This is a genomic window from Arsenophonus sp. PmNCSU2021_1 (assembly GCF_036919435.1).
In the GTDB taxonomy this organism is placed as follows: domain Bacteria; phylum Pseudomonadota; class Gammaproteobacteria; order Enterobacterales; family Enterobacteriaceae; genus Arsenophonus; species Arsenophonus nilaparvatae.
Genome location: NZ_JAZHPL010000010.1, coordinates 407155 through 432297, shown reverse-complemented (window position 1 = coordinate 432297; position 25143 = coordinate 407155). Strand labels below are relative to the sequence as shown.

Annotated in this window: 40 protein-coding genes and 2 pseudogenes; 37 read left to right on the top strand and 5 right to left on the bottom strand. The window is 46.3% G+C overall.

Annotation, left to right across the window (positions count from 1 at the left end):
* Positions 1-142: 142 nt before the first annotated feature.
* The 4 genes from V3224_RS25275 (at position 143) to V3224_RS25260 (ending at position 2421) form a co-directional block, all read left to right on the top strand.
* Positions 143-367 carry a hypothetical protein gene (locus tag V3224_RS25275; protein ID WP_334473024.1) on the top strand — a complete coding sequence of 75 codons (225 nt, stop codon included), beginning with the start codon at positions 143-145 and terminating at the stop codon, positions 365-367.
* Position 368: 1 nt separating this feature from the next.
* Positions 369-596, top strand: a complete 228-nt coding sequence (locus V3224_RS25270) for a hypothetical protein (protein WP_334473023.1) — start codon at positions 369-371, stop codon at positions 594-596.
* An 80-nt stretch (positions 597-676) separates the two neighbouring features.
* Complete coding sequence (locus tag V3224_RS25265) at positions 677-1573, top strand: replication protein (protein WP_334473021.1); 897 nt, start codon at positions 677-679, stop codon at positions 1571-1573.
* Positions 1570-2421, top strand: coding sequence for an ATP-binding protein (locus V3224_RS25260; protein ID WP_334473019.1), 852 nt, complete (start codon positions 1570-1572; stop codon positions 2419-2421). The genes V3224_RS25265 and V3224_RS25260 overlap by 4 nt, the downstream gene beginning before the upstream one ends.
* A 220-nt stretch (positions 2422-2641) precedes the next feature.
* On the opposite strand, the gene V3224_RS25255 is transcribed toward V3224_RS25260, so the two are convergent.
* Both V3224_RS25255 and vapB read right to left on the bottom strand, forming a co-directional pair.
* A complete protein-coding gene (locus V3224_RS25255) occupies positions 2642-3028 on the bottom strand; it encodes a type II toxin-antitoxin system VapC family toxin (RefSeq protein WP_334473017.1) in 387 nt (128 codons plus the stop codon).
* An 11-nt stretch (positions 3029-3039) separates the two neighbouring features.
* Positions 3040-3276 carry a type II toxin-antitoxin system VapB family antitoxin gene (gene vapB / locus V3224_RS25250; RefSeq protein ID WP_334473015.1) on the bottom strand — a complete coding sequence of 79 codons (237 nt, stop codon included), beginning with the start codon at positions 3274-3276 and terminating at the stop codon, positions 3040-3042.
* A 117-nt stretch (positions 3277-3393) separates the two neighbouring features.
* Here vapB and V3224_RS25245 point away from each other — a divergent pair, with 117 nt between their 5' ends.
* The 13 genes and pseudogenes from V3224_RS25245 to V3224_RS30345 form a co-directional block, all read left to right on the top strand.
* A complete protein-coding gene (locus V3224_RS25245) occupies positions 3394-3633 on the top strand; it encodes a hypothetical protein (protein WP_334473014.1) in 240 nt (79 codons plus the stop codon).
* Between the two features lie 2 nt (positions 3634-3635).
* The gene (locus tag V3224_RS25240) at positions 3636-4142 is read left to right on the top strand and encodes a phage N-6-adenine-methyltransferase (RefSeq protein ID WP_334473013.1); all 507 of its coding nucleotides are present in this window, start codon (positions 3636-3638) and stop codon (positions 4140-4142) included.
* A gap of 3 nt (positions 4143-4145) precedes the next feature.
* Entirely contained in the window at positions 4146-4331 is a 186-nt protein-coding gene (locus V3224_RS25235) for a hypothetical protein (protein WP_334473012.1), read from the top strand.
* A 4-nt stretch (positions 4332-4335) separates the two neighbouring features.
* Positions 4336-4713 carry a RusA family crossover junction endodeoxyribonuclease gene (locus tag V3224_RS25230; RefSeq protein ID WP_334473011.1) on the top strand — a complete coding sequence of 126 codons (378 nt, stop codon included), beginning with the start codon at positions 4336-4338 and terminating at the stop codon, positions 4711-4713.
* Positions 4710-4886, top strand: coding sequence for an ANR family transcriptional regulator (locus V3224_RS25225; RefSeq protein WP_334473010.1), 177 nt, complete (start codon positions 4710-4712; stop codon positions 4884-4886). The genes V3224_RS25230 and V3224_RS25225 overlap by 4 nt, the downstream gene beginning before the upstream one ends.
* 57 nt (positions 4887-4943) lie before the next feature.
* Complete coding sequence (locus V3224_RS25220; RefSeq protein ID WP_015873861.1) at positions 4944-5135, top strand: phage holin family protein; 192 nt, start codon at positions 4944-4946, stop codon at positions 5133-5135.
* On the top strand, positions 5128-5625 hold the full coding sequence (locus V3224_RS25215; RefSeq protein WP_334473009.1) for a lysozyme: 498 nt from the start codon (positions 5128-5130) through the stop codon (positions 5623-5625). The genes V3224_RS25220 and V3224_RS25215 overlap by 8 nt, the downstream gene beginning before the upstream one ends.
* 211 nt (positions 5626-5836) lie before the next feature.
* Complete coding sequence (locus tag V3224_RS25210; RefSeq protein WP_334473008.1) at positions 5837-6409, top strand: Rha family transcriptional regulator; 573 nt, start codon at positions 5837-5839, stop codon at positions 6407-6409.
* Positions 6410-6455: 46 nt separating this feature from the next.
* Positions 6456-6593, top strand: coding sequence for a hypothetical protein (locus tag V3224_RS25205; RefSeq protein ID WP_334473007.1), 138 nt, complete (start codon positions 6456-6458; stop codon positions 6591-6593).
* 13 nt (positions 6594-6606) lie between these two features.
* Complete coding sequence (locus tag V3224_RS25200) at positions 6607-6783, top strand: hypothetical protein (protein WP_334473006.1); 177 nt, start codon at positions 6607-6609, stop codon at positions 6781-6783.
* A gap of 41 nt (positions 6784-6824) precedes the next feature.
* Positions 6825-7238 carry a lysis protein gene (locus V3224_RS25195; protein ID WP_334473005.1) on the top strand — a complete coding sequence of 138 codons (414 nt, stop codon included), beginning with the start codon at positions 6825-6827 and terminating at the stop codon, positions 7236-7238.
* Positions 7239-7464: 226 nt separating this feature from the next.
* On the top strand, positions 7465-7866 hold the full coding sequence (locus tag V3224_RS25190; RefSeq protein WP_334473003.1) for a hypothetical protein: 402 nt from the start codon (positions 7465-7467) through the stop codon (positions 7864-7866).
* Positions 7867-7971: 105 nt separating this feature from the next.
* Positions 7972-8100, top strand: a pseudogene (locus V3224_RS30345) (hypothetical protein); the annotation flags it as partial.
* Between the two features lie 2 nt (positions 8101-8102).
* On the opposite strand, the gene V3224_RS25185 reads toward V3224_RS30345, so the two are convergent.
* Positions 8103-8225, bottom strand: coding sequence for a hypothetical protein (locus V3224_RS25185; RefSeq protein WP_334473002.1), 123 nt, complete (start codon positions 8223-8225; stop codon positions 8103-8105).
* A 1-nt stretch (position 8226) separates the two neighbouring features.
* Positions 8227-8730, bottom strand: coding sequence for a hypothetical protein (locus V3224_RS25180; RefSeq protein ID WP_334473001.1), 504 nt, complete (start codon positions 8728-8730; stop codon positions 8227-8229).
* Between the two features lie 72 nt (positions 8731-8802).
* Between V3224_RS25180 and V3224_RS25175 the strand changes: the two genes are divergently transcribed.
* The 19 genes and pseudogenes from V3224_RS25175 to V3224_RS25085 all read left to right on the top strand — a co-directional run bounded on the left by V3224_RS25175 (position 8803) and on the right by V3224_RS25085 (position 24151).
* Entirely contained in the window at positions 8803-9141 is a 339-nt protein-coding gene (locus tag V3224_RS25175; RefSeq protein ID WP_334473232.1) for an HNH endonuclease signature motif containing protein, read from the top strand.
* A 162-nt stretch (positions 9142-9303) separates the two neighbouring features.
* Positions 9304-9771 (top strand): phage terminase small subunit P27 family, encoded by a 468-nt coding sequence (locus V3224_RS25170; RefSeq protein WP_334473000.1) that lies wholly within the window; start codon positions 9304-9306, stop codon positions 9769-9771.
* Positions 9722-11470 carry a terminase large subunit gene (locus V3224_RS25165; RefSeq protein ID WP_334472998.1) on the top strand — a complete coding sequence of 583 codons (1749 nt, stop codon included), beginning with the start codon at positions 9722-9724 and terminating at the stop codon, positions 11468-11470. The genes V3224_RS25170 and V3224_RS25165 overlap by 50 nt, the downstream gene beginning before the upstream one ends.
* The gene (locus tag V3224_RS25160) at positions 11470-12798 is read left to right on the top strand and encodes a phage portal protein (protein WP_334472997.1); all 1329 of its coding nucleotides are present in this window, start codon (positions 11470-11472) and stop codon (positions 12796-12798) included. The genes V3224_RS25165 and V3224_RS25160 overlap by 1 nt, the downstream gene beginning before the upstream one ends.
* A 15-nt stretch (positions 12799-12813) precedes the next feature.
* On the top strand, positions 12814-13671 hold the full coding sequence (locus V3224_RS25155) for a head maturation protease, ClpP-related (protein WP_334472996.1): 858 nt from the start codon (positions 12814-12816) through the stop codon (positions 13669-13671).
* A 12-nt stretch (positions 13672-13683) separates the two neighbouring features.
* Entirely contained in the window at positions 13684-14955 is a 1272-nt protein-coding gene (locus V3224_RS25150) for a phage major capsid protein (RefSeq protein WP_334472995.1), read from the top strand.
* Between the two features lie 63 nt (positions 14956-15018).
* Positions 15019-15336: a head-tail connector protein gene (locus tag V3224_RS25145; RefSeq protein WP_334472994.1), complete on the top strand. Its 318-nt coding sequence runs from the start codon at positions 15019-15021 to the stop codon at positions 15334-15336.
* Positions 15333-15716, top strand: coding sequence for a phage head closure protein (locus V3224_RS25140; RefSeq protein ID WP_334472993.1), 384 nt, complete (start codon positions 15333-15335; stop codon positions 15714-15716). The genes V3224_RS25145 and V3224_RS25140 overlap by 4 nt, the downstream gene beginning before the upstream one ends.
* Positions 15703-16236, top strand: coding sequence for a hypothetical protein (locus V3224_RS25135; RefSeq protein WP_334472992.1), 534 nt, complete (start codon positions 15703-15705; stop codon positions 16234-16236). Before V3224_RS25140 ends, V3224_RS25135 begins: the two co-directional genes overlap by 14 nt.
* On the top strand, positions 16226-16765 hold the full coding sequence (locus V3224_RS25130; RefSeq protein ID WP_334472991.1) for a phage tail terminator protein: 540 nt from the start codon (positions 16226-16228) through the stop codon (positions 16763-16765). The genes V3224_RS25135 and V3224_RS25130 overlap by 11 nt, the downstream gene beginning before the upstream one ends.
* Positions 16762-17037: a DUF2635 domain-containing protein gene (locus V3224_RS25125; protein WP_334472990.1), complete on the top strand. Its 276-nt coding sequence runs from the start codon at positions 16762-16764 to the stop codon at positions 17035-17037. The genes V3224_RS25130 and V3224_RS25125 overlap by 4 nt, the downstream gene beginning before the upstream one ends.
* On the top strand, positions 17034-18533 hold the full coding sequence (locus V3224_RS25120; RefSeq protein WP_334472989.1) for a phage tail sheath subtilisin-like domain-containing protein: 1500 nt from the start codon (positions 17034-17036) through the stop codon (positions 18531-18533). The genes V3224_RS25125 and V3224_RS25120 overlap by 4 nt, the downstream gene beginning before the upstream one ends.
* Entirely contained in the window at positions 18533-18898 is a 366-nt protein-coding gene (locus V3224_RS25115; protein ID WP_041866670.1) for a phage tail tube protein, read from the top strand. Before V3224_RS25120 ends, V3224_RS25115 begins: the two co-directional genes overlap by 1 nt.
* Positions 18895-19218, top strand: a complete 324-nt coding sequence (locus V3224_RS25110; protein ID WP_334472987.1) for a phage tail assembly protein — start codon at positions 18895-18897, stop codon at positions 19216-19218. Before V3224_RS25115 ends, V3224_RS25110 begins: the two co-directional genes overlap by 4 nt.
* A gap of 84 nt (positions 19219-19302) precedes the next feature.
* Positions 19303-21186: a phage tail tape measure protein gene (locus V3224_RS25105; RefSeq protein WP_334472985.1), complete on the top strand. Its 1884-nt coding sequence runs from the start codon at positions 19303-19305 to the stop codon at positions 21184-21186.
* Positions 21187-21208: 22 nt separating this feature from the next.
* Positions 21209-21460 carry a hypothetical protein gene (locus V3224_RS25100; RefSeq protein WP_334472984.1) on the top strand — a complete coding sequence of 84 codons (252 nt, stop codon included), beginning with the start codon at positions 21209-21211 and terminating at the stop codon, positions 21458-21460.
* 5 nt (positions 21461-21465) lie between these two features.
* Positions 21466-21717: a hypothetical protein gene (locus V3224_RS25095; RefSeq protein ID WP_334472983.1), complete on the top strand. Its 252-nt coding sequence runs from the start codon at positions 21466-21468 to the stop codon at positions 21715-21717.
* Positions 21718-21769: 52 nt separating this feature from the next.
* Positions 21770-23092 (top strand): DNA circularization protein, encoded by a 1323-nt coding sequence (locus V3224_RS25090; protein WP_334472982.1) that lies wholly within the window; start codon positions 21770-21772, stop codon positions 23090-23092.
* Positions 23089-24151, top strand: a pseudogene (locus V3224_RS25085) (phage baseplate assembly protein). Before V3224_RS25090 ends, V3224_RS25085 begins: the two are co-directional and overlap by 4 nt.
* Here V3224_RS25085 and V3224_RS25080 read toward each other — a convergent pair.
* Positions 24148-24528, bottom strand: coding sequence for a hypothetical protein (locus V3224_RS25080; protein ID WP_334472981.1), 381 nt, complete (start codon positions 24526-24528; stop codon positions 24148-24150). The pseudogene V3224_RS25085 and the gene V3224_RS25080 overlap by 4 nt on opposite strands.
* A 47-nt stretch (positions 24529-24575) precedes the next feature.
* Here V3224_RS25080 and V3224_RS25075 point away from each other — a divergent pair, with 47 nt between their 5' ends.
* On the top strand, positions 24576-25142 hold the full coding sequence (locus tag V3224_RS25075; protein ID WP_334472979.1) for a phage baseplate assembly protein V: 567 nt from the start codon (positions 24576-24578) through the stop codon (positions 25140-25142).
* The last annotated feature ends 1 nt before the right edge of the window (position 25143 follow it).

Sequence of the window (25143 nt, the reverse complement as noted above, 5' to 3'; positions counted from 1 at the left end):
TTTTACGTCCGTCATAACCAGCGTTGCGCTCCTATAATGGTGAGGCGTAGCGGGGGAGCCGTAAGGCTCGCCGGGTTCTCTACTACCGGTAGTTCAATCCCGTTACGTCTCGCCACCCTGCTTGAACTCAGGTTGGTGAGGTTTGAAAGAACTTAGTAGAGAGGCAACCGCTATGGTTACTACCCCAATCCAAACTCATCCTAAATTTACCGATACTTACTGGATTATTCCTCTAAATTCAGCTGTTCCCTACGGCAAAGTGTCATTCACGCATAGGGATTTCCGTACCTTCACCGCCCTATTCAAAGACAGCCGCCTTATCTGGGCTGGTCGTCAACCTGTACACGCTGGCATGGGAGGCAATTAACATGAGAATTGTTGATATCTCGCCTGCCCAACAGGAAAAAATAAAGCTGGAAATTAGCCACGAAAGTCATAGCAGATTAATTAGAGCAAGAGAAGTCGCCGCTAACATTTACAAGTACTTTGATGCGGATGAATGTTACAGCAAACCGAATCCTTGGCTCCCTGAAATAATGGATTACTTATGTGCGGATATCGATTGCATTTTACATGAAATTGATAAGTACAGCTGAACCATAAGTTATTCCACATCGATTTAAAATAATTATAGGAGTCTGCTATGACTAACGTTGCTTATGCGGATTTTGGCACTGTGAACGAGAACAAAGAGCCTCATGCTGCTGAATTGGAAGAAGGGTATGTAAAGTTAGCGAATACGCTTCTTGATGCCTTGTTAATGGCAAATATTACACTTCATCAACAAAAAGTAATGCTTGCGATTATTCGTAAAACTTACGGCTTTAATAAAAAAGTTGACCGTATCACTAATTCCCAGATAGCTAAAATAACAGGCATTCCAGAGACGCGGGTTTGTACTGCAAAAAACCAACTTCTGGCACGTAAATTTCTTTTTATGGATAGAAATTGCATAGGGGTTAACAAAGTTGTTTCTGAGTGGCAAAGTTTACCCGAAAAGGGTAATACCCAAAACAGGGAAAACTTACCCGAAAAGGGGAAGGAATCATTCCCTAAAAAAGGTAATACCCAAAAGGGGGAAACATTCCCCGAAACAGGGAATAAAACCTTCCCCAAAATGGGTAATAGCTCTTCCCCAAAACAGGGAAACACAAAAGACACTATTACAAAAGACAAAAAAGACAATATATATAAACCACCCCAAACCCCTCCTTCGGCAAAATCAAAATCGTTTGACCCAAGCTCGGCAGAACTTCCCACTTGGCTACCCAAACCAGTTTGGGATTCCTGGGTGCAGTACCGCAAGGAAATCAAAAAGCCGATCAAATCCCAGCAGACGGTGACTCAGGCTATCAAGCTGCTAGGCAAGTGCCGAGACAATGGGCATCAGCCGGAAGAGATTATCAACGCCAGTATCGCCAACGGTTGGCAAGGACTCTTCGAGCCTCAGCAGCTCGCACGAACCCAGCAGGCCAAGGCCCACTCTGTCGCAGATAGCTTTGCTGACAAGGACTATGGGGAACCGCGGCTACCCGATTGGGCGAGGGAGTGTTTGTCGAGGGAGGGTCTATGAACTACAACACAGAAATTACCGCCGTACGCCAAAAACTGGCAGACCTGAATGCGCCACCCAAGCCACTAGAGCACACGGTTTACGAGGAGAAGGAGGCCATCTGTGACAGGCACGGCTTATTCAAACAACGTTGCCGCAGGATGGCACTGCACGGCAAAGGGATTGAAACAAGAAGTGAATGCCCTGCTTGCCTGACCGAAAAATTAACCCAGTTGGAGCAAGCCGAAGCCGAGCAGGAAAAACACCGCAAGCGCTCAAAAATTAAAACGCTCATGGATAACCTGAACCTGCCGGAACGCTTTGCCAATGTGACCCTGGATAACTACGAGCCAGTGAATCCTGATGCGGCGCGTTGCTTAAAATTCTGCAATGCCTATGCCACCCATTGGCCTGAACGCCTTAAGCGTGGTGGCGGCTTGGTGATGTGCGGTAAGCCAGGAACCGGCAAGAATCACCTTGCCCTGTCGATTGCCAAGCACGTTATCAACGAACACCAAAATTCAGCGCTATTCACGACAGTTTTGCGAATTGCCCGCGAATTTAAATCAACCTGGAGCAAAAACGCAGAATGTTCAGAAGCTGATGTTATCAAGCGCTATACGCAACCTGACTTGCTCATCATCGACGAGGTAGGCGTTCAGTTTGGTAGCGAGGCGGAAAAAATGATCTTATTCGAGGTCATTAACACGCGCTACGAGAGCATGAAGCCAACGATAATCATCAGCAATCTGGCATTGAACGAACTGGCCGGATTTATCGGGGAGCGTGTTATCGACCGTATGAACGACGGGGGCGGTTGTACATTGACGTTCACGTGGGGAAGTTACCGTTCACGGATGGCTGCATAAATCGATTTTAAGCGGCCTAAAACTCTCTATAAGGAGTTTTCTCGATATAGGCAACCAACCCCTAGCGATTTTGAGTTTGAACGCCGTAGAGAGGCTTATAAGAGGTTTTGGCGTTGAGTGATACTCGGAAGTCGATTTTAAGGCGGCTAAGAAGCACGAGCGGCGTTTTCAGCATTAGATGCTATCAAAAAACCGCTATGGCTTGACAAATTGTTTGCGTCTATGTTATCCAATTTTCGATTTGAAGACCGGGATAAGCGATGAAATCACGTTCATTGTTAGTTACTAGTATGATGTTTAATGCAATAGCATGTGAAGCTATTAGCTTGTCTAGATGGTCTTTCTTCCGCTCTCTTGTGGCCATGCGAACTGCACCATAGGCACGAGCAGCATTGACATCAAATGGTATTACATTTATTAGTTTTACGAGTCGATTAAGGTTATTTTGCTCTCGTTCTTGATCTTTGGATACCGCTACTCCGTAGTCTAATTCAGCAAAGGTAATCGCCGACATAACAACATCGCCAACAAAGCAATTTGCGAAACGCTTTGCTACCTGTTTTGGCTGGTTTTTGATGAGGTAAATACACATGTTTGTATCCAGCATGTAGCGAGGCATCAGATGGTATCCCTGTCTACTTGTTCATGGGTGTCACGACCTTCAGACATAAAATCAGATGAGAAGTTAGCAAATATATCCATCACATTTTCTAGGGACTGACGAGCGGGCCGAATCCGGATTTCATCGCCAATGCGTTCGATTTCAAGCTCCATATCTGTATTTTCAAAAGCAAGCCCAGCAGGGATTCTGACGGCTTGTGAATTGCCATTTTTGAATATCTTTGTTGTTTGCATTCTTAATGCTCCATATGTGTACATGGATATACATTAACTCAACTCCAATAAAATGTACACACTAAAGTACATACCTATCTCTATTTAAAATTTTCACACAAATTATCAAATAAGACTATGACATATTTACGAAAAAGCTGGTTTCGATACGAAGCCATTAGCACACGACAAGCCAATAGGCTGGTTAAGCAATATACTGAGAAAGGATTTCATGTTGAAAAAACACTAAATATCGATAAAAAACTGTGGGATGTTTCGGTGAAACTTGAAGAAAGCCGTAAAAATAAACCCACGCCACGCTGCATGATTAACAAAGTCTGGAATTCTCCGTTATATAAAAATCCTACCGTGGTTTAAATATGCTAATCAGTAATACACCAAAGTCATTCAAAGACAGATGGCGAACACCTGTTGACGTTTTTAAAACACTGGATGCTGAATTTGGTTTTAAGCTGGATGTTGCTGCCGATGAAAGTAACGCGCTATGCAAAGAATTTTTAACTGAACAGCAAGACGCACTGAGATGCGATTGGAATAGCGACGGGGCCATTTTCTGCAATCCCCCCTATAGCAAGATTATGCCTTGGGTTAAGAAAGCCGCCGAACAATACCGAAGGCAGAATCAAACGATAGTGATGTTACTCCCTTCCGATACGTCTACGGCATGGTTTCAGGAAGCGATAAAAACCTCTCATGAAGCGCGATTTATCACCGAGGGGCGACTCTCATTTATCTCTGCCGAAACAGGCAAGGAAGGAAAGGCGGGCAACAGCAAGGGCAGCGTGTTGTTTATCTGGCGACCGTGGAGAAGGCTTGGGTGCAGAATGACATATGTCCAAAGAAAAAAACTATTAAAAAGAGCGTGAAGCATGAGTAACTATATCAACATTTTTATCCGGTTTTTATTTATTATTCCAACCCTCCCAGTCATTTTGTATCTTGGCGCACTACGGTATGTGAATGAGAATGCTAATAGCTGGGAAAGCAAAGCTGAGGACATAATTTCATCAATCCAAAAGTTTTTAGATAAATATTTCCCAGTAAGGTTTGAATGAAAACATGATAATCGAACTCCCTTTCCCGCCCAGCGTTAATACTTATTGGCGACATAATTCAAAACGCCCCTACTTAAGTGATAAAGCTAAAGCATTTAAAGCAACAACGGCAAAAATTGTCAATGAGATGCGCCAGAAATCCGGTCTTCAAAAATTTGAAGGTGAGGTCTCTGTATTGATGCAGCTCTATCTGCCGAACAAGATAAAGCGTGATGTGGACAATTACTCCAAAGGCGTACTCGATTCTTTAACTGGGGCGGATATTTGGGACGATGATAGCCAGGTTCGCGTGATGACGGTAAAGAAAATTGATGATAACGGCGGTACCAAGGGCGGGAAGTGTGTGGTGATTATTGATGAGTATTGTGAGGGATCATTATGACAGAATATAAAAAACTGACAGAAACAGCGAAAAATCTCGAGAAAATAGGCTTCTTCCGTCGCGCCGTAACACAATGGCGCAAGGCTGCATTTATAGCGGATTCAGAAAAAAAGCAGGAAGCTTGCATTGCCGCCATTAAGCGTTGCTCTGGCTATCCGAAGCGGTCATTTTAACCCCTTCACAGAAATATACCTTTATCACTCAAGCATTTTAAAATAAGCACATCTGTTATGAATAACATTGAAAAATACACAACGGGCACTGCCTATGGTGCCAGCGCGACGACGTTTCTATGCGGTGCGCTATCGCTTAGTGAATGGGCGCTGGTGACGGGTATTATCTGTTCAGTGCTGACTGTTGGACTGAACTGGTATTACCGACACAAGGAATATCGTTATCGAACGAGAAATCTTAATGAATAGCCAACTTAAAAAACGCCTTCTGGCGGCAACGGCAGGAGGTGTACTAGCACTGGCTGCCGTCCTGGTGCAGTGGCACGAAGGTAAGCGCTATAAACCTTATCGTGATAGTGGCGGTGTGCTCACCGTCTGTCACGGTCATACCGGAAAGGACGTTACGCTCGGGGAAATTTATAGCGAAGAAGAATGCAACGATTTGATGAAGCAGGATTTGCAGGTAGCACACTCTACCGTTGAACGTTATGTTACTGTGCCGCTCACCGATTTACAAAAAGCCGCCTTGACTTCATTTGTTTATAACATCGGCAGTGGAGCATTTACCAATTCAACGCTACTCAAAAAGTTGAATGCCGGAGATATTCAAGGCGCTTGTGACCAGATGCGACGATGGAAATACGATGAAGGAAAGCTATCAAACGGGCTAATTAAACGCCGGGAGGTAGAACGGGAACTTTGTTTAAATCCAAATGCACTAATCAATCCAACTCAATGAGCCTTGGTTATCGTTCAAGGCTTTTCTATACGCCCCGCTGCGTAAAGAATCACATCGAACCTGAACCATTTGAAATGAGCCTTTGAGGAAGTCGGTTAGTGCTGGCGAGCCTCGATGGACTGATTTCCTGTGCGGCAAAGGTTCATTTCAAAAGGAAAACGCAATGCAATATTCAAATGTTATAGTACTACCTGTATCAAGAAAACCTACCATGAGTAGCCTTGAAATGATCGACTACATTAACGCTGACCGTGCATCAAAAGCAAAAAGTGAAGGATTGGCGTTCCCTTGCAAGAAATACAGACAATTACAACACAGAAGCTTTTTAACAAAAGTACCGAAAGTGTTAGGCGAGCACTCAGCAAAATTTTTTGCTCAGTACAAAGACAGCACCGGTCGTGATCTTCCTTGCTACCGCTTCCCCAAGCGTGAAGCCTGTTTGATGGCTATGAGCTACAGTTACGAACTACAGGCCACCGTGTTCGACAGGATGACTGAGTTAGAAGGTGGTCAAGATATTAACCTTCTCGACTTGTCCGGTTTAACAGAACTCACCATTAAGCAGATGCAAGATCGGGTCGCACTGGCTGAAAAGTATTCTTTCACGGAGCACGGCCAAAAAGGTAGCAATCTGATGACGCTACGCCAGAAAGAGAAAAAATCAATTAAAAAAGCTGAACAACTGGTGAAAGACCTTATTCAATTCAAGCTCTGCGACTTGGGTGATTTTCCTGATATAGATGAGGAGAAAAAACCGCATGAAGAACTATATCGAATTCATTGAGAAACACGTAGTAACTGAACTCGTTAAGCAGGGGTACGAGCAATCAGTGGCACGAATTAGTGCAGACGTGGCACTAGAACATTATCGCCGTAATGCAGCTAGCGCAAAGGGTAAGATTTTTGCCGATTGCCTACATGTTGCCAAAGTCTGGGCTGGAAGGTATCAGCCTCAAATCAAAAGATAACGAGGAGTACTCCATGTGGATATTAATTTTTGCTATGTATGCAGCCCCTTTTGCAGAGACTGATTTTGCCTCAGTGAGTAGTCAGGAATTTTCATCAAAAGAGCGGTGCGAAAAAGCGAAAGCCATATTTGAGTTAAATTTTGAAACCGCAAGGGCGATTAACGGTATAGCGTATTGTGTAGAAAAATGAACTGGAAAATTCCTCTTATTATCGCTTTGCTACTGACCTCAATGCTAGGCGCAACCCTGTATTACCGGACACTGTATTATGATGCTGAGAAAGCACGAAAGATTGCTGTATCGGATAGGGAAAAACAGCAAGTTGCATTTGAGCAGTTAAACCATCAAATGCAGACCATCTCAGCGTTGGATGCCAGACACACTAAGGAATTAGCCGATGTGCAAGCTAAGAATGATGATTTGCGTCGTAAGCTTAATAGCGGCGGGCGGGTGCTCGTCAAAGGTAACTGTCCAATCAGTACTACCAGCCCCAGCAGCCTGGGCCATGCAGGAACCATCGAACTCTCTTCAATTGCTGGACGAAACGTTCTCGATATTAGATCTGGAATCATCAGCGACCAAGCAAAAATAAAATACCTTCAGGATTACATAAGGCGAATTATTGATGAGACTAATAAGAAATAATTTATTGGCGGGAGAGGTATTTGAGCGTTTAACAGTGGTTTGCTCCGCAGGTAAAAATAAGCATAATCAACAAATGTGGCTGTGTCTCTGCGAGTGTGGTAACGAAACTGTTGTCCGACACAGTAATCTCACTAGTGGTAATACTCGTTCTTGTGGATGCCTAAAGATAAAACACGGACATGCTCGAGCCGGAAAGAAAACTCCTGAATATTTCACCTGGGAAGACATGAAAAGCCGCTGCTGCAACCCCGAAAATGTCAATTACCCTTCTTATGGTGGCAGAGGGATAATGATTGATGAGAGGTGGCTTCAATTTGAGAATTTTTTATCTGATATGGGGCGCAGGCCATATGGTACAACCATTGAGAGAATAGATAATAACCAAGGATATGGTCCTGCCAACTGCCGATGGGCCACGGCGCATGAGCAAGCAAGGAACAAGCGAACAAATAGATTTATCACTGCCTTTGGTAAAACCCTTTGTTTTAAAGATACGGCAAAAATGTACGGATTAAGCATGGGGTGCCTAGCAGCAAGATTAAGAGTAATGGAACCAGAAGATGCGCTAACTAAGCATCTTGCAATACGCAGAGTACGGAAGCCCGACAATGTTCGGGCTTTTTGTTGATTTCATCCTCCGACATAGAATTGAGATTGCCGAGCAGCAAATAAACGGCTTGCAAGACTATGTGCGGCAAGTCGTCTTGTCTCATCAACAGGAAGCGAAGAATGAATGAACTGGATTGATTGTTGTATACGTATGCCAGAGATAAACAATAAAGTACTTATTTATCGCAAGGATAGAAAAGAATGTCTGGTCGGTATTTATCTTGGTAATTACCACTTTCACCATGCAGATTGTTGTCAAGGTATCCAGAAAACGTGCACAGCCAGCCATTGGATGCCGTTACCTGAGACGCCAAGTGAATAAATCACAAAAGCGTTCATAATGGTGCTTAGCTTTTTAATAATTGGATACCATTTCATATTAGAGACCTATCTCTCTTTTTTGCATCTCGTAATTATTTTTACAGGAGGGACAATGAGAATTACAATAGGCCTTCAGGTCTGGTTGAAGTATAGATATTATCTTCTTTGTGAAGCAATATGGGCAAAGATGCACACTTACTTCCGCATCATTCACAGTTTGCTTTTTAGAATAAACAAATGTACCTGTTTCAAGTTGATTCAAAATATAACCTTCAGCCTCGCGTGCAAAGTTTTCAAACTCGGTAATTTTTGCTTTGAGATGCGCTATTTGTTCTTTTTGCGATTGGATCACCTCACCGAGACCTAAGCAGTCAGATTGAAGATTAAAAAGTTTTCCTTGTAGTTCAAAAGTGGTTGCTTTAACGTCCGCATCAGTTTTAGCTTCACTTATGGTTTTCGCAAGACTAATAGTTTCTTTAAGAGCGACCATAGCCGCAGAGAATTCAGTTATCACTTTGATTATTCCTTTTGTTGTTGGGATATAACAGATGCCATCCTGCATGAAACATCAACACGGATGATGGAATATGCCCAGCCAAATTCCTAGACCTTCCTCTAAAACATGGCTGTCCTTATGAAGAAAACCCAACTGTACAATTCTCGCTGGGATAAAGCGCGGCGGGCATTTCTTGCCAAACATCCTTTATGTGCCATGTGTCAAGCCAATAATTTCATCAATCCGGCAACCGTGGTTGATCATATCATACCGCATCGTCTGCGCGTGGCTAAGACGACAGAAGAATTGAAGATAGCCCAAAAACTATTCTGGGATGAAAAGAACTGGCAACCACTCTGTGTTCAGCATCACAACACAACCAAGCAACGGATGGAAAAAGGTAACAAGGGCTTTGGCTGTGATGAAAACGGGATGCCGAGTAATCCCAATAGTCACTGGTATCAACAGAATAAATAGGGAGGGTGGGTTAAAAGTTCCAGTAAATAAAGCTTACTGACCTGAGGGCCCCCTCTGTACGCACAGTCGCGAAATGAAAACTTTTTTTGATCGCGCCTTATCTTATTGAAAATAAATATATTTTAAAATTGATGGTTTTATTTAACAAAAAAGGACGTATTTATGGCAGGAAGACGACCTAAACCGACTGCCTGTAAAATAATCGCCGGTAATCCGGGTAGACGACCGCTCAATAGCGCAGAGCCTACCCCACCATCCTATTCAGCCCCTCCCCCAAAACACTTATCCAATACGGCAAAAAAAACCTGGGAACGGCTAACACTGCTGCTAAATGGCATGGGCGTATTAACGATCGCCGATGCTTTTGCGCTGGAAAGGCTGTGTGATATTTACGCTGAGATCCTGCGGTATCGCACCTTGATAGAGACCAACGGTGAAACGTTTGAGGTGCATTCTCAAAACGGCGTATTAATCAAGGCGAATCCCGCCGTTTCGATGCTGTCAGATGCCGATAAACGCTTTAAAAGCTATCTGGTTGAATTTGGCTTAACACCCGCGGCAAGAACCAAGGTGAGGACACATGACAAAGAAAAAGACCCCGAAGAACTCGACGAATTCTTCGCTCACTGATTTAGCTACCGACTATGCCACCTTGGTGGTTTCAGGTCAGGAGCTTGCTGGCCCCGATATTCGTCATGCCTGTCAACGTCACTTGCGGGATTTATCGACGGGTAATACGCGGGGTCTGTTGTGGGATGTCGGATCCGCACAGCGTGCCATCCGTTTTTTTTCCAACGTATTGAAATTGAACGGCGGTATCTATGAAGGCAAACCGTTTAATTTACTCCCCTGGCAGTGTTTTATCGTTGGCTCCCTTTTTGGCTGGCGAAACAACGAAGGACAACGCCGTTTTCGTATGGCCTACGTTGAAGCCGGAAAAGGATCAGGAAAATCGCCGCTGGCGGCGGGGATAGGGCTATATTGCCTGGTTGCCGATAATGAAGCGCGAGCCGAAGTCTACGCCGCTGCCACCAAAAAAGACCAGGCGATGATCCTGTTTCGTGACGCCGTCGCGATGGTAGACCAATCGCCAAAGCTGGCCGAACGTATCCAGAAATCCGGTGGGGCGGGTAAGGAATGGAATCTGGCATTCTTACAAGCCCGTGCTTTTTTTCGGCCTATCAGTGCCGATGATGGGCAATCCGGCCCGCGTCCTCACTGTGCCTTGATTGACGAAATTCACGAACACAAAAGTAATCAGGTCGTTGAAATGATGCGGGCAGGCACAAAAGGCCGCCAACAGGCATTGATTTTCATGATCACCAATAGCGGCCACAACAAAACCAGTGTGTGTTACGACTATCACGAATACGGACGTAAAGTGGCAGAGGGCAGCATTGAAGATGATAGCTTTTTCGCATTTATCTGTTCGCTGGACGAAGGCGATGACCCCTTTAAAGATAGCGGTTGTTGGAAAAAAGCGAATCCCTCATTAGGGCATACGTTCAGCGAACGCTATTTACAGGAGCAAGTCACGCAAGCCCGTGGGATGCCCGCCAAAGAGAGCCTGGTTCGTCGTCTCAATTTCTGTCAGTGGGTCGATGCTGAGAATCCCTGGATTAATAGTGATAGCTGGATAGCGTGTGAGGAGACCTCGCTGGATTTAGCGGCGCTGGCAAACTCCCCCTGCTACGGTGGCCTGGATTTATCCGGCAAGCAGGATTTAACGGCGCTGGCGCTTTATTGGCCGGAAGAAAAAGTGGCTTATGTCGAGTTCTGGACACCGAAAGACACCTTACTGGAGCGTGCCAGGGTCGACAGAGTGCCTTACGATGCCTGGTTGCGAGCGGGTTATCTTAACGCCCCGCCAGGGAATGCGATTAATCTGAGCTTTGTTGCCCAACGGATAGCCGAATTATCCGCACGCTATACCCTCAATCGTATTGCCTACGATGCGTATCATATTGATTATTTACGGCCAGAACTGGAAAACGAAGGGGTGAATACGCTATTAACGCCGCACGGACAAGGCTTCGGCAAATCAAAACAATCCAGACTTTGGATGCCGCGATCCATTGAATTGTTTGAGCAGCATCTTCTCGGTGGCGAATTACGTATTGATTTCAACCCCTGTCTACGCTGGAACGCCGCGAATACGGTTATTGAAGAAGATAAAAACGGCAATCGTGTTTTTAGCAAACGCCGTAGCAACGGACGTATTGACGGTGTGGTAGCACTGGCGATGGCCATCGGGGCCGCCGAGGTTGTTGAGGAAGAAAGCGGCGATCTGGATGGCTTTTTAACCAATCCGATTATGGTAGGACTGTAGTGAAAAAACATCAATCTCCGGGTAAAATTAAAAGCGCGGTGCTCAACTGGCTAGGGGTGCCACAGAATTTAACGGATACGCTGTCATCGTTTCATGACTATAGCCAGAGTAAGAGCGGACAAGTGGTGACAACGGATAAAGCCCTGCAACTTTCTGCGGTTTGGGCTTGTGTGCGTCTGCTGAGTGAATCGATATCCACGTTACCGCTCAAACTCTATCACCGTGAGTCGGATGGTTCACGCAGCCTCGCACAGCAACACCCTGCTTATCCTGTCCTGTGTCGTCGTCCCAACCTGGAAATGACACCGTCGCGTTTTATCCAAATGATTGTTGCCAGCTTGTGTTTACGCGGTAATGCCTTTGTTGAAAAAAAGAAGGTCGGTCAGCGTCTGGTCTCCCTCGTCCCACTATTACCCCAAAATATCATTGTTAAACGGCGTGATAACGGGCGACTGGAATACCATTATACCCACGACAGCAAGCCCGGTTATTCCTCATTAAAACCGCGAGTGATTGCAGATAATGACATGATGCACATACGGGGGTTCGGATTAGACGGCATTTGCGGCATGATGCCGTTAAAAACCGGTCGTGAGGTATTTGGCTCCGCGATGTCACTCGAAACAACGGCAGCGCGGTATTTCCAGAAAGGCATGTCGGCATCCGGTTTTGTCACTTTCGACAAATTACTCAGCAAGGAGCAACGAGAAACGTTTAATAAAGAACTTGAACGATTTTCAGGGTCAGAAAATACCGGCAAAGTGATGCTGCTGGAAGCTGGAATGAAATTTAATGGTATCACCCTCGATCCACAAACCTCGCAAATGCTGGAAAGCCGCGATCATAGCGTCGAAGAAATCTGCCGCTGGTGTCGCGTTCCGCCGTTTATGGTCGGTCATATTACAAAACAAAGCAGTTGGGCTTCGAGCGTGGAAGGGATGAACCTGATTTTCCTGACCAATACCTTACGGCCCTTACTGGTCAATATTGAACAGGAAATCGCCCGCTGTCTGCTGGATAATGACGAGGATTATTTTGCGGAATTTTCTGTTGAAGGACTGCTCAGAACCGACAGTAGTGGTAGAGCGGCTTATTACACGACCGCGCTACAAAATGGCTGGATGAATCGCAATGATGTGCGGAGACTGGAAAATCTGCCGCCGATTGATGGCGGAGACCTGTATACCGTTCAGTTGAACCTGACGCCCCTCAATCAACTGGGGCAGGAAAATGACGGCGAAAAAGCACGAGCCGCGCTAAGTGCTTGGTTATTCCCTGAAAAAAACCCTTCTCATCACCCGACTGGCAACCAGCAAGAAACAGAATAACTGGAGTTTTTCCCGATGAAAAAAAATGCACTTCCGGGATTACCGGCGGTTTTTCCCTGTCCAAAAATGACCAGTGAAATTTCACCGTCAGCATTGGAAAAATGGAACAGCAGCATCAGGGCATCAAGCCAGGATGATAATACGCTATCGATATTTGAGACGATTGGGCAGGATTGGGCAGGCGAAGGGATCACCGCTAAACGGATTGGCGCAATATTGCGTTCACTGGAAGGTCAAGATGTCACCGTCAATATCAATTCGCCGGGTGGCGATCTGTTTGAAGGGCTGACTATCTTCAATCAACTCCGTGAATATGCGGGCAAAGTGACCGTAAAAATATTGGGATTAGCGGCTTCTGCGGCTTCAATCATTGCCATGTCAGGCGATGAGATACAAATCGGGCGCAGTGCTTTTCTGATGATCCACAACACCTGGGGTATGGCCGTCGGTAATCGCCATGACTTTGCCGACATTGCCGAAAAAATGACCCCCTTTGATTTTGCCATGCGGGATATTTACGTCGCCAGAACCGGGATGGATGAAAAAACGATCACCGCGATGATGGATAGTGAAACCTGGATTAATGGCGGCGAAGCGGTGGAGAAAGGGTTTGCGGATGCCTTCCTGCCCGCTGATAGCACACAACAGGATAACGATTCGCCTACCACCGCACTGAGAAAACTGGATGCTCTGTTGGCGAAAACCAATACACCTCGCGCTGAACGGCGACGATTATTTAAAGCTTTACGGGGTGATATGCCGAGCGCTATCACGCCCTATCACGGTACGCTGTCCGCTACCCCTGATGTTTCTTCCGAGACCGTGACACAACTGGATAATGCCTTGCGTCGTCTGGTGTCGATACCCCATTAAACTGGAGACAATATGTCTGATATTAATGAAATGTTTAAGAAAGTAACGGCTTCTATTGAAGAAGCCAGCAGCAAATATAGCGCCCAGGCAGAGAAAGCCCTGAAAGAAGCGCAAAAATCCGGTGAAATTTCCGCAGAAACCAAGGCGGCCGTTGATAAAATGGCGGTCGAATTAAACGCCTTACGCGAAGCAGAAAAAACCCTGAAAGCCCAGGTAGGCGAAGTTGAACAACATATTGCCCAAATGCCCGTCGCCAATGCGTTGAACGTGGTGAGTTCTATCGGTCAACAGGTGGTTGGTATGGAGGTCGTGCAGGCTTTAGGATCGGGCATGGAATCCAGCAAACGGATAGTCGCGCCGATTAACGCCGCACTTATTTCATCGGATGTCACCGGAACGATTGTCGCCCCCGACCGTCAATCAGACATCTTGACCAAGCCGAAGCAACGGTTGTTTATTCGTGATTTGATTGCCAGTGGAAAGACGCAAAGTAACACGATTTATTACGTGAAGCAGAAAGGATTTACCAATAATGCCAAGACTGTCGCGGAAAATACCGCGAAGCCCTATAGCACGATTGAATTTGAAGAGGCAACAGTCCCCGTTCGCACGATTGCCCATATGTTTAAAGCCTCCAAGCAAATTCTGGATGACTTTTCGCAACTGGCCTCCCTTATCGATATGGAGCTACGTTATGGCCTGAAATACGTTGAAGAGCAGCAAATTCTCTTCGGTGACGGTACCAGTTTAAACCTGAACGGGATCTTTACTCAGGCCACAGCATTCAAAGCGGAATTAACACCGGCACATCGCACCGCGATTGATGATCTGCGGCTTGCCATGCTACAAGCGCAACTGGCACGGATCCCGGCGACAGGCCATGTGTTGCACTTTACTAACTGGGCACAGATTGAACTTATCAAGGATACGCTGGGGCGTTATCTCCTCTCCAATCCGGCAGCCCTGACGACACCGACGTTGTGGGGCTTACCCGTTGTTGTCACAGAAGCCACTGAGTTTAAAGATAAATTCCTGGTGGGTTCGTTTAGTTTAGGTGCTCAACTGTTTGACCGTGAAGAAGCCAACGTGGTGATTAGCACCGAAAATACCGATGATTTTGAGAAGAACATGATCTCGATTCGTTGTGAAGAGCGTCTGGCACTCGCGGTTTACCGCCCCGAAGCCTTTATCAAAGGGGATTTAACCAAAATAGCGGTGTCGCCTGCCGCACCGTCAAATGCAGGGGGGGCTGGGAAAGGCGGTCAATCAGGTAGTGGTGGCTAGTCATCAACATTAAACTCGATGGCCTACCCATGTAGGCCATTTTTTTACTGGAAATAAACCAACATGTTTATTGACAAAGAACAGGTCAAACGACAATGCAGGATTGAATTAAACGATAACAGTGAAGATGTGCTGCTTGATAGTTATATCGCCGCCGTAGAGCAAAAAACCATCGCACATCTTAACCGTCATCTCTACAAAGCCTCCGTACCGAAAAATGACCCTAACGGCCTGGTTATCAATGCGGCGATTATTCAGGGTATGTTGCTATTGGTGACCGGGTTATATGAGCATCGTGGAGGTATATCCGATATGGAACAGTGGTCTATTTTTCCGTTTTTTAAGTTTTTAGTTGATGACTACAGGCTGAGCGGATTATGAAACTGCATTATAGCAGACCGTATTCCCGTTTCCCCGATCCCGGGGAGTTAAATAAGCGCGTTTTGTTTTATACGCGACAGGATGAACCGATAGGCGGCAGCGGGATACAGACAGCAAATCTAGACGAGCATACCGTCTGGGGAAAATTGATCCCCGTGAGTGACACACTTCGCCTCCATTCTTTTCAAATCAACAAAACCATCACGCATAAAATCATTGTGAGATACAGACAATCACTTTACTCAAGTGATCAAGCACTGATTAACGGTGTCGTCTACCTCATACGGGGCGTTATTGATATCCACAGTGCGGGGCGTTTTCTGTCTTTTTCCTGTGAAGAAATGCGCAGTCAACCAGAAAGGGGAAATGATTTTGGATAATCTCCATATTGATTTTCATCAACCCAAAGAATTTGTCTTTAATCGCGCCAGGATCCGTCGTGCTTTTGTGAAAGTCGGTCAAATGCATCTGAAAGCCGCACGTCGTCAACTGATGAAGCGGGGTGGCCGTTCACGACCCGGTGAAACCCCACGGTGGCAAACCGGACGATTAGCGCGATCTATTGGTTATTACGTTCCGAAAGCGACATCACGCCGACCCGGGTTAATGGTTAAGATCGCCCCCAATCAGAAACGCGGTGTCGGCAGTAAACCGATTGAAGGCGATTTTTATCCTGTTTTTCTGCATTACGGGGTACGTAGCGCTTCTCGCGGTATGTCTAAACAGCACAAACGACAAAAACGTCACCACCAACGCGGAGGTTGGCGTATTGAGAAACGTCAAAATTACATGGTCGCCACGTTAACGCAGCTGAAAAGCTGGACGAGCTACACGCTAAAGAGAGCACTGCGTCAATCACTGCGGGCAGAGAGACGAAAAGGAAAGGATCATGAAACTTAGTCCCATTATTGCGGCATTACGAACCTTGTGTCCCCGTTTTGAAAACAGAGTAGGCAGTGTCTCTCAATATGAGGATTTACCGGATTGCGGCAAACTGGCTTTACCCGCTGCTTACGTTATTCCGGGAGAAGATGTTGTCGGTGAACAACGGTCACAAACGGATTATTGGCAATCATTAACCGAAAGTTTTTATGTCGTGGTGATTTTAAATAATGCCCGTAATCAAAAGGGACACTATCCCTCTGTCGACACATTAAATGAAGTCAGGTCTGAAATCTGGCGGGCATTACTGGGTTGGCAGCCAGAGCCGGGTTGTGGTGCAATTAATTATGCCGGTGCAGAGGAAGCCGATTCAAACCGCGCCGAATATCACTACCTGTTTAAATTTAATACTGAAACAGACATCAACGCCGAAGATACCCGCCACGATGCTGACCTGAACAATTTACCCGATTTGCATACCGTTGCTATTGACCTGAACGAACAGCCAGGCAACGTAAAATCGCATCTGGAGATGAAGATAAAATGATGGGTACCCAACCAGAAATTGTTTTTATAAAACCCAAGCACGGGCGAAAAGTGCCTATTCCGCAATATATGCGCGATACCCAAGAATATTTTGGGGAATATCTGCCCGAAGAAGGTTTGCAGGTTCAAAAAACGCTTTTTTGGATCAGAAGGAAACAGGACGATGATATTGAAGAAGTAAGTCAATCTGATAATCCCACCATCGTGCAAGAAACGACTGATCCCGTAAAAACTAAATTAAAAAAAATTATTAAAGAGGAGACGCAGGAATGACCATTAGCTTTAATACCGTGAACGCCAATCTGCGTGTGCCTGGCTTCTATCCCGAAATGGATAACAGTGCTGCCAATACGATGCAAGTCAGTGGGCCGGCGTTGCTTATTGGTCATGCATTACCCACTGCACAAATGACCTTAAATTTACCCATGATCATGCCCTCGGCAGAAATGATGCAACAATTAGCCGGTCGTGGCAGCCAATTACACCGCATGGTACAAGCGTATCGCCGGATTGATGCCGTCGGTGAACTGTTTGTCATTGCCGTACCTGAAACGACAGGCACTGAAGCAAAAGGTGAGATTGCGATAAGTGGCACTGCAACCGATTCCGGTGTCGTCACATTCTATATCGGTAATCAACGTATTTTAGCGGCCGTCAAGAAATCGGATACGGCGAATACGGTTGCCACCGCCCTTGGCAAGGCGATTAACGATAACGAGGACTTACCCGTCACCGCGACAATAGCGGCTGAAAAAATCAGCTTAACGGCGAAACATAAAGGGTTAACCGGTAACGATATTCCTTTGATGATGAACTATTATGCCCCGACAGGCGGTGAGAATACGCCTCACGGTCTTAATATTACCATTACTGCCATGAGTGGTGGCGTTGGCTCACCCGATATGGATAGCGTTATCAGTGCAATGGGTGACTTATTATTTGATTTTATCGGATTGCCTTTCTCTGATGCTGTTTCTTTGCAAAAGATGAGTGCGGAGATGAACGACACGAACGGTCGCTGGAGTCCTTATCAACAGTTATACGGCCATGTTTATACGGCCAAAAAAGGGACGGTCGGTGAACTGGTCGCTTTTGGCGACACGCTTAATGATCCGCATCTCACCATTGCAGGCTATGAGAAAGCGACACAAACTGCGCTTGATGAACTGGTTGCGGCACGACTGGCACGGTGCGCGATATTTTTGCGTAATGACCCGGCGAGACCGACCCACACGGGCGAGTTAAACGGGGTGTTACCCGCACCGTCTGGCAAGCGCTTCACCCTGACAGAGCAGCAATCCCTCCTTTCACACGGTATCGCCACCGCCAATGTCGAAGGCGGCGTATTACGCATTCAGCGCGATGTGACGACCTACCAGAAAAACAGTTACGGCGTGGCCGATAACAGCTATCTGGACAGTGAAACACTCTATACCAGTGCCTATGTTTTGCGGCGATTAAAATCCGTCATAACCAGCAAATACGGGCGGCAAAAACTGGCTAGTGATGGTACGCGATTTGGGTCAGGGCAAGCGATTGCTACGCCAGCGGTGATTAAAGGCGAACTCTGTGCGGTTTATCGCCAACTGGAAAATGAAGGGATTGTCGAAAATTTCGACGCTTTTCGGCAGCATCTCATCGTTGAGCGCAACGCCAATGATCCTAATCGGATTGATGTGGTCTTTCCGGCGGATTATATCAACCAACTGCGGGTATTTGCGTTAGCGAATCAATTCAGGCTGCAATATAACCAGGGTGAGGTGGTGTGATGACAGGCAAAAGAAAAATAGGCGGCACTTGCTATTTTAAGGTAGATGGTCAACAACTCTCACTGAATGGCAGTGTAGAAGTACCGATGAATACGGTTATCCGTGAAGATCTGGTGGGTATTGATGGCAGTGTGCATTACAAAGAAACGCATCGTGCCCCTTATATCAAAGCAGAATTTAAAGTTGAACGAAGTTTTCCGATAGAAAAACTCACGACAGCAGATGAAATGACCATTACCGCTGAATTAGCTAACGGTATGGTCTATGTGTTGTCAGGCGCGTGGCTATCCGGCGAATCTTCACATAATGCTGATGAAGGCACTGTCGAGATGGAATTTCACGGAGATGAAGGATTTTATCAATGAAATCAATAGCACTAAGTAAGCCGATTCAGGTACACAATAACAAAGTCACCGTACTGGAAATTCAGGAACCCACGTTTGATCAGGTAGAAAAATTTGGTATTCCGTTTAGTTATTCGGAGCGAGGCGATACACGCCTGGATACGCGCTCAGCACTCGCTTATCTTCCTGAACTGGCTAATATCCCACGCTCTTCAGCGCAACAGTTATCGTTACATGATGTATTTGTCGCCTCGATGACCATCGTGAGTTTTTTTACCAGTGCCCAGAACTTAGTAGTCTCAGACGACGATTTTACAACGTTGCCTGGTTCTGGCGCATAAACCCCTTTGAATTACGCCAGCATCCGCTAAGCCAGTTCTTTGATCTGGAAGCGGAGGCTGTTCGCATCAACGAGGAGCGACAGGGTGGCTAATAGTTTTGAGTTAAAAGCAATCATCACTGCCGTCGATAAGCTCTCTGCCCCGTTAAAGGGAATGCGGCGTGAAATGAAGTCCTTCAAGAAGGAGTTTAGCGCAGGACTGGCAGGGGCTGCTGCATTAGGGGCTGGCGTTGTTACCGCAATGGCTGGCCCTATCAAGCAGGCGATAGACTTTGAGTCGACGATGGCTGATGTCCGCAAGGTGGTTGATTTTGATACACCCGAGCAATTTAAACAGATGTCGGAAGATATTCTTAAGCTGTCGACAGCATTGCCGATGGCCGCAGACGGTATTGGTCAGATTGTGGCCGCAGGTGGTCAGGCAGGAATAGCAAAAGAAGAACTAATGTCCTTCGCGCAATCTGCCGTAAAAATGGGTATCGCCTTTGACCAAACTGCTGAGCAATCTGGGCAGATGATGGCACAATGGCGTACCGCCTTCCGGTTGACGCAAAATGATGTCGTCTCGCTGGCCGATAAAATCAACACCCTTGGCAACAACGGGCCAGCCAATGCCGCGAAAATCTCTCAAATTGTGACACGGATTGGCCCGTTGGGTGAAGTTGGCGGTCTTGCGTCTGGCGAAATTGCAGCACTTGGCGCAACCATTGCAGGGATGGGTGTTGAGTCAGACGTGGCGGCAACCGGCATCAAGAACTTTATGCTGGCGTTAACCAAAGGGAAATCAGCGACAAAATCACAAAAAGTAGCGCTACACACCTTAAAAATCAGCCCCAAAAAACTGGCCGCACAGATGCAGAAAGATGCGAAAGGCGCCATGTTGATGGTGCTGAAAGCCCTTGAACAATTGCCTAAAAAAGATCAGATGGCATTATTAAATGACTTGTTTGGCTCTGAATCTCTGGGATCAATTGCGCCGCTGCTCACCAACCTTAAATTACTGGAAGTTAACCTAGATAGGGTCGCCGATAAACAAAAGTACGGCGGATCTATGCAGAAGGAATATGCTGCTCGGGCCGCCACTACCGCAAATGCAATACAACTGTTTAAAAATCAGATGCATGTTGCAAGTGTCAGCATCGGGTCAATTTTTTTACCCTCTATTGTCGAAATGACAAAGAAAATCCAGCCATTGATTGAACAATTTCGCACCTGGGTAAAAGCTAATCCAGAACTGATTAAATCCTTCGCTAAGTGGGGCGTTTATCTGTTGGGAACCGCAACCGCTATCGGCGTAGTCACCCGTGCTTTCCGGATTTTTAACAGTGTGATGAAAATGTCGAGGCTAGGTAAACTGGTCACGTCAATGGTCATAGCCGGTGGACTTATTGTCGACAACTGGGAAACGATCGGCCCGATTATTAAATCGGTCTGGCAAGATATTGATGGCGTTATTCAGGCGATAGGCGGTTGGGAAACCGTGCTCGCAGGCATTCTGGTTTTTGTGACGACAAAATGGGCTGTCAATATGGTGAAATCGATTCGCAATGTCACCCGTGAGATGAAAATACTGGCTAAAAACAGTCCATCTGGCATCAAGGGGGTACTGGGAAAAGCCGGGTTGATAGGTGCGGTATCGATGGGCGTCGAACCACTTGTCGACAAAGGTCTCAATGCCGCATTCGGTGATAATGAATGGTTTCAAAACCTCCGGACAGCGCGGGATTGGGGCGAGTTTGGTCGTTCAATGATTGGCAACAGTCATTTGCTTAAAGATGACAAGGGTAACTGGCAATTTAAGGAAGAACCCAAAAATACCTTGGATTCATTCAGCAAAACTGAGCCACGAGACGGTGAGGTCAGATTTATCTTTGAAAACACTCCGCCAGGTATGCGTGTCGCCCCCGTTGGTAATGCCCTACCCTGGCTGAGTTTCGATGTCGGCTATAACCGATTTTCCAGGCAGTAAGTAAAAACAAAGGAGAAGTCATATGAGTTTTTTAACAATAGACGTTGATAATTACGACAATGGTAATGCCTATGAACCAACAAAAACGATAGGGATTAATTTTGAGGCTATAGGAGAAATAAGAAAATGGGAAGGTGTATCTCTTCCTGAGATATTAATTTTTTCCGAAAGGAAATCTTTTAAAAATACAAAAGAACGTGATGATTATTTCGAGTATATAGCCAGTAAATTAGAGGTGATTGATTTATCACCAAAAGAAAATAATAAGGAGTGACAATCATGAAATTTGTAAGAATAAAATATCGTGAAGATAATAAAAACGAAGACATTATTATTAGCCTATCTAAACTAAGATCTATAGATAAATATTATCCTAATAAACTAAATCCTAATCCCCCTTTTAAAATTTCGATTGATGTAAGTGGTAATCTAAGGCGAATTTCCTTTGATAATAAATCCGATGCAGATAATTATTTCAATTATGTAATGGAAAAACTTCGCACCGTTGAACTGAAAAACAAGCCCTGGTAATACAATAACATTTGTTGATTAAAATCACATTTATTTAAATATAGAGGGTTAGATGACGAGCTGGAAAGATAACCTGCGTCCAGCGTCTTTTCGCGGCGTACCGTTTCAGGTAGAAGACGACGAGGGGACGTTCGGACGGCGTGTACAGGTTCACGAATACCCGAATCGGGATAAGCCCTATACCGAAGATCTTGGACGCGCCACCCAGCGATTTACTATCAATGCCTATCTGGTTGGTGATGATTTCTTCGAGGCCCGAGATCGGCTCATTGTGGCTATTGATACGCCAGGGCCGGGAACGCTGGTACATCCCTACTACGGTGAAATAGCTGTCTGTATTGACGGTGAAGTGAGAGTAAGCCATAGCGGACGCGATGGAAGGATGTGTCGCGTCAGCTTTAACGTCGTTGAGGCTGGTGAGCTTTCTTTCCCAACAGCAGGTATTGCGACGGGACAAACGCTAATTTCTTCCAGTTCAGCACTAAATGATCGCATTGGCGAAGCTTTTGCTCATATAGGCTTAAAAAGCTTACCGGATTTTGCACAGGCTGGCGTGTTAGCACGTACTAAAAGCATGATTAACAACGTCACCAAAGCCTTTGACACTATTGATAGCGGCATTACTGCCGCGTCAAGGCTATTGCATGGCGATATTTCGGTGATCTTAAAGTCCGGCTCATCCGGTAAAAACCTGGGCGAAGCGATACAGCGGATGTGGCGTGCTGGCAGGCGTACCGCGCAAGATGCTTCTACATTGGCACAGCAAATCAAAACGCTATCGGGTGTCACACTCGGGAATGATTTAGCGCCGCGTGGAGTATGGAAAAGCGACAGGCCAAGCGTACAGTCTGAACGTAGGCACAGTAATCGTATTGCCGCTTTGTTGCGTGCCACGGCCATCCATGAGGCGACGTGGCGATTAACACAACTCCCCCCACCACGTACCGCCATGTTACCGGTTAATCAACGTGGAAAACGTCAAGTACATGTCAATATTTCCCATCCCGCATTACACGCGGTTTCTCATATGGCAGGCAGTCACATTGAAGGACTCTCGGCGGTAACGTGGGATGCGTTGGTTACGGTGCGAGAAACGCTGAATCAGGCTATCGAGCACGAACAGGCATTAACGCTTGATGATGCGCTGTTCCTTGCCTTGCAACAGGTGAAAACCGATGCTAACCGGGATATTGCAACACGACTGGCGCAAGTTGAAAAAACGGTAACACGCACGCCCGAGGCAGTGCTACCGGCGCTGGTTCTGGCCGCTAAGTGGTATGACAATGCGGCACGGGAAACCGATATCACCCGCCGAAATGCCGTTAATCATCCTGGCTTTATGCCAGTGAAACCGTTGAGAGTACCCGCAAGATGAGTCATCACGTGATATTGCGCGTCAACGGGCGCGAATGGGGGGGGCTGGACGCGGGTACAGATTTCAGCAGGCATAGAGCGACTCTCACGCGATTTCAATGTGGAAATCACCCGCCAGTGGCCCGGTGAATCTGGCAGTGTACCGTTACAGCCCAGAATTAAAAAAGGTGAACCTGTCGAAGTCCTCATCGGTCAGGATAAAGTCTTAACTGGCTGGATTGAAGCCACCCCGATACGTTATGACGCTAAAAATATCCAGGTTGGTATCAGTGGTCGTAGTAAGACAGCAGATTTAATCGACTGTGCGGCGAATACGACGCTTTTTACGGGCAAAACCTTACATCAAATCGCGTCAGAACTGGCAAAACCGTTTAGCATTAAGGTCATTAGCCAAAAGGCCCCAAAAACGCCGCTACAGGCTTTTCAGGCCGATTACGGCGAAACAGTACACGAAGTATTAAACAAGGCGCTAGGAAGCCAACAGGCGCTCGCCTGGGATGACGAAGACGGCAATTTGTTAATTGGTCTGGTTGGTAATGACAAAGCCACCACCGCGCTGGTCTGGGGTGAAAATATTCTTACCTGTGATACCGAGCAAAGTATCCGTGAACGCTTTTCTGAATATCAAGTAGCCGGTCAACGATCGGGTGATGATGACGATTTCGGGGAAGCTACGCTGACAGCACTCCGCGCCAGAGCCAGGGATAGCCAGATAACGCGCTATCGTCCGCAACATATCCAGCAATCCGGCAATGCAACCGGAGCCAGTTGTCGCGCTCGGAGTCAATTTGAAGCACAGCAACGGGCAGCCAGAACCGAGGAAACCACTTATACGGTGCAGGGGTGGCGGCAAGGTGACGGCAGTCTGTGGAAACCTAACCAGCGGGTTATTGTTTTTGATCCCGTGCTCGGCTTTAACAATCGGGAACTGGTCATTAGCGAAGTTGTTTATACGCAGGATGAGAGTGGTACGTTATGTGAATTACGTGTTGCACCGGAAGCTGCTTATATTCCACCACTTGAGAAATTGAAAGCACTAGAGGAAGAAACTGATATTTAAAGAAACTTCATCGCAGCAATGGTCAAGCCAAACAATGTAACCATCAACCCACCCAGTTTAAAAAGTAAATCTTTGCTTATTATGCTGATATCTTTACGTACATCTAGTATTTGTAATTCAACCTTTTCAAAGCGATGCTCCATATCCTTACGGACATCGGCTATTTCAGCAGATAAATCCTTACGGACATCGGCTATTTCTTTTCTAACATCAGATATATCACGCTTAACTTCTGCAATATCCGCTTTAGTTGCCACATCAGCAACCTCATGGGATTTGCGTACGACAAGCGAGATAGCCTTGGCTTGCTGACTGGTAAGTCCAGCGGTTTGAAGCTCTTCTGATGCTTGTAGTGTATCAAATGCAACTTGGCCCATTCCACAATCTCCTGTTTTTCTTAGTTTAACCTATTAATGAGTGAATTATGCAAAATATTTTTTCTACTTTGCAGCGCGGCCTTGCGCGTCTATGGTCGCGGGGGGTAGTGCAACGACTCGACAGTGGTAAAGCTTGCCAGAGCGTGGACGTGGCATTACTGGCAGGCGAAACGAAAGCCGGTATGGAGTACCTGGAGCCTTACGGTTTCACCTCGACGGCCCATGCCGGTGCAGAAGGTATAGCGCTATTCCTCGCGGGGGATCGCTCTCACGGCATTGTGATTAACGTTGCTGACCGACGTTCTCGATTAAAAAGCCTCAAAAGTGGTGAGGTGGCAATCTATACCGATGAGGGCGATAGCATCGTGCTCAAGCGTGGACGGTTGATAGAAGCCACCACAGAAACCTTTGTTATCAATGCAAAAAATAAGGTGGTACTCAACACTCAACAAGTAGAAACGCCTGGAAAGATCACGGCGGCACACTCCATCGTTTCACAGGCAGAAGTACAGGACAAAACCGGCTCATTGAGCACCATGCGAGCGCAGTACAATACCCACGATCACAAAGGTGATAGCGGTGGCATAACAGGCAAGCCCAATCAACCGATGTAAA

Excerpts from the sequence above, each read along its gene's own strand:
- V3224_RS25270 (WP_334473023.1), top strand. The coding sequence starts at position 369 with ATGAGAATTGTTGATATCTCGCCTGCCCAACAGGAAAAAATAAAGCTG.
- V3224_RS25260 (WP_334473019.1), top strand. The coding sequence starts at position 1,570 with ATGAACTACAACACAGAAATTACCGCCGTACGCCAAAAACTGGCAGAC.
- V3224_RS25255 (WP_334473017.1), bottom strand. The coding sequence starts at position 3,028 with ATGCTGGATACAAACATGTGTATTTACCTCATCAAAAACCAGCCAAAA.
- vapB (WP_334473015.1), bottom strand. The coding sequence starts at position 3,276 with ATGCAAACAACAAAGATATTCAAAAATGGCAATTCACAAGCCGTCAGA.
- V3224_RS25245 (WP_334473014.1), top strand. The coding sequence starts at position 3,394 with ATGACATATTTACGAAAAAGCTGGTTTCGATACGAAGCCATTAGCACA.
- V3224_RS25240 (WP_334473013.1), top strand. The coding sequence starts at position 3,636 with ATGCTAATCAGTAATACACCAAAGTCATTCAAAGACAGATGGCGAACA.
- V3224_RS25235 (WP_334473012.1), top strand. The coding sequence starts at position 4,146 with ATGAGTAACTATATCAACATTTTTATCCGGTTTTTATTTATTATTCCA.
- V3224_RS25230 (WP_334473011.1), top strand. The coding sequence starts at position 4,336 with ATGATAATCGAACTCCCTTTCCCGCCCAGCGTTAATACTTATTGGCGA.
- V3224_RS25225 (WP_334473010.1), top strand. The coding sequence starts at position 4,710 with ATGACAGAATATAAAAAACTGACAGAAACAGCGAAAAATCTCGAGAAA.
- V3224_RS25220 (WP_015873861.1), top strand. The coding sequence starts at position 4,944 with ATGAATAACATTGAAAAATACACAACGGGCACTGCCTATGGTGCCAGC.
- V3224_RS25215 (WP_334473009.1), top strand. The coding sequence starts at position 5,128 with ATGAATAGCCAACTTAAAAAACGCCTTCTGGCGGCAACGGCAGGAGGT.
- V3224_RS25210 (WP_334473008.1), top strand. The coding sequence starts at position 5,837 with ATGAGTAGCCTTGAAATGATCGACTACATTAACGCTGACCGTGCATCA.
- V3224_RS25200 (WP_334473006.1), top strand. The coding sequence starts at position 6,607 with ATGTGGATATTAATTTTTGCTATGTATGCAGCCCCTTTTGCAGAGACT.
- V3224_RS25195 (WP_334473005.1), top strand. The coding sequence starts at position 6,825 with ATGCTAGGCGCAACCCTGTATTACCGGACACTGTATTATGATGCTGAG.
- V3224_RS25190 (WP_334473003.1), top strand. The coding sequence starts at position 7,465 with ATGAAAAGCCGCTGCTGCAACCCCGAAAATGTCAATTACCCTTCTTAT.
- V3224_RS25185 (WP_334473002.1), bottom strand. The coding sequence starts at position 8,225 with ATGAAATGGTATCCAATTATTAAAAAGCTAAGCACCATTATGAACGCT.
- V3224_RS25180 (WP_334473001.1), bottom strand. The coding sequence starts at position 8,730 with ATGCAGGATGGCATCTGTTATATCCCAACAACAAAAGGAATAATCAAA.
- V3224_RS25175 (WP_334473232.1), top strand. The coding sequence starts at position 8,803 with ATGAAGAAAACCCAACTGTACAATTCTCGCTGGGATAAAGCGCGGCGG.
- V3224_RS25170 (WP_334473000.1), top strand. The coding sequence starts at position 9,304 with ATGGCAGGAAGACGACCTAAACCGACTGCCTGTAAAATAATCGCCGGT.
- V3224_RS25165 (WP_334472998.1), top strand. The coding sequence starts at position 9,722 with ATGACAAAGAAAAAGACCCCGAAGAACTCGACGAATTCTTCGCTCACT.
- V3224_RS25155 (WP_334472996.1), top strand. The coding sequence starts at position 12,814 with ATGAAAAAAAATGCACTTCCGGGATTACCGGCGGTTTTTCCCTGTCCA.
- V3224_RS25150 (WP_334472995.1), top strand. The coding sequence starts at position 13,684 with ATGTCTGATATTAATGAAATGTTTAAGAAAGTAACGGCTTCTATTGAA.
- V3224_RS25145 (WP_334472994.1), top strand. The coding sequence starts at position 15,019 with ATGTTTATTGACAAAGAACAGGTCAAACGACAATGCAGGATTGAATTA.
- V3224_RS25140 (WP_334472993.1), top strand. The coding sequence starts at position 15,333 with ATGAAACTGCATTATAGCAGACCGTATTCCCGTTTCCCCGATCCCGGG.
- V3224_RS25135 (WP_334472992.1), top strand. The coding sequence starts at position 15,703 with ATGATTTTGGATAATCTCCATATTGATTTTCATCAACCCAAAGAATTT.
- V3224_RS25130 (WP_334472991.1), top strand. The coding sequence starts at position 16,226 with ATGAAACTTAGTCCCATTATTGCGGCATTACGAACCTTGTGTCCCCGT.
- V3224_RS25125 (WP_334472990.1), top strand. The coding sequence starts at position 16,762 with ATGATGGGTACCCAACCAGAAATTGTTTTTATAAAACCCAAGCACGGG.
- V3224_RS25120 (WP_334472989.1), top strand. The coding sequence starts at position 17,034 with ATGACCATTAGCTTTAATACCGTGAACGCCAATCTGCGTGTGCCTGGC.
- V3224_RS25115 (WP_041866670.1), top strand. The coding sequence starts at position 18,533 with ATGACAGGCAAAAGAAAAATAGGCGGCACTTGCTATTTTAAGGTAGAT.
- V3224_RS25110 (WP_334472987.1), top strand. The coding sequence starts at position 18,895 with ATGAAATCAATAGCACTAAGTAAGCCGATTCAGGTACACAATAACAAA.
- V3224_RS25100 (WP_334472984.1), top strand. The coding sequence starts at position 21,209 with ATGAGTTTTTTAACAATAGACGTTGATAATTACGACAATGGTAATGCC.
- V3224_RS25095 (WP_334472983.1), top strand. The coding sequence starts at position 21,466 with ATGAAATTTGTAAGAATAAAATATCGTGAAGATAATAAAAACGAAGAC.
- V3224_RS25090 (WP_334472982.1), top strand. The coding sequence starts at position 21,770 with ATGACGAGCTGGAAAGATAACCTGCGTCCAGCGTCTTTTCGCGGCGTA.
- V3224_RS25080 (WP_334472981.1), bottom strand. The coding sequence starts at position 24,528 with ATGGGCCAAGTTGCATTTGATACACTACAAGCATCAGAAGAGCTTCAA.
- V3224_RS25075 (WP_334472979.1), top strand. The coding sequence starts at position 24,576 with ATGCAAAATATTTTTTCTACTTTGCAGCGCGGCCTTGCGCGTCTATGG.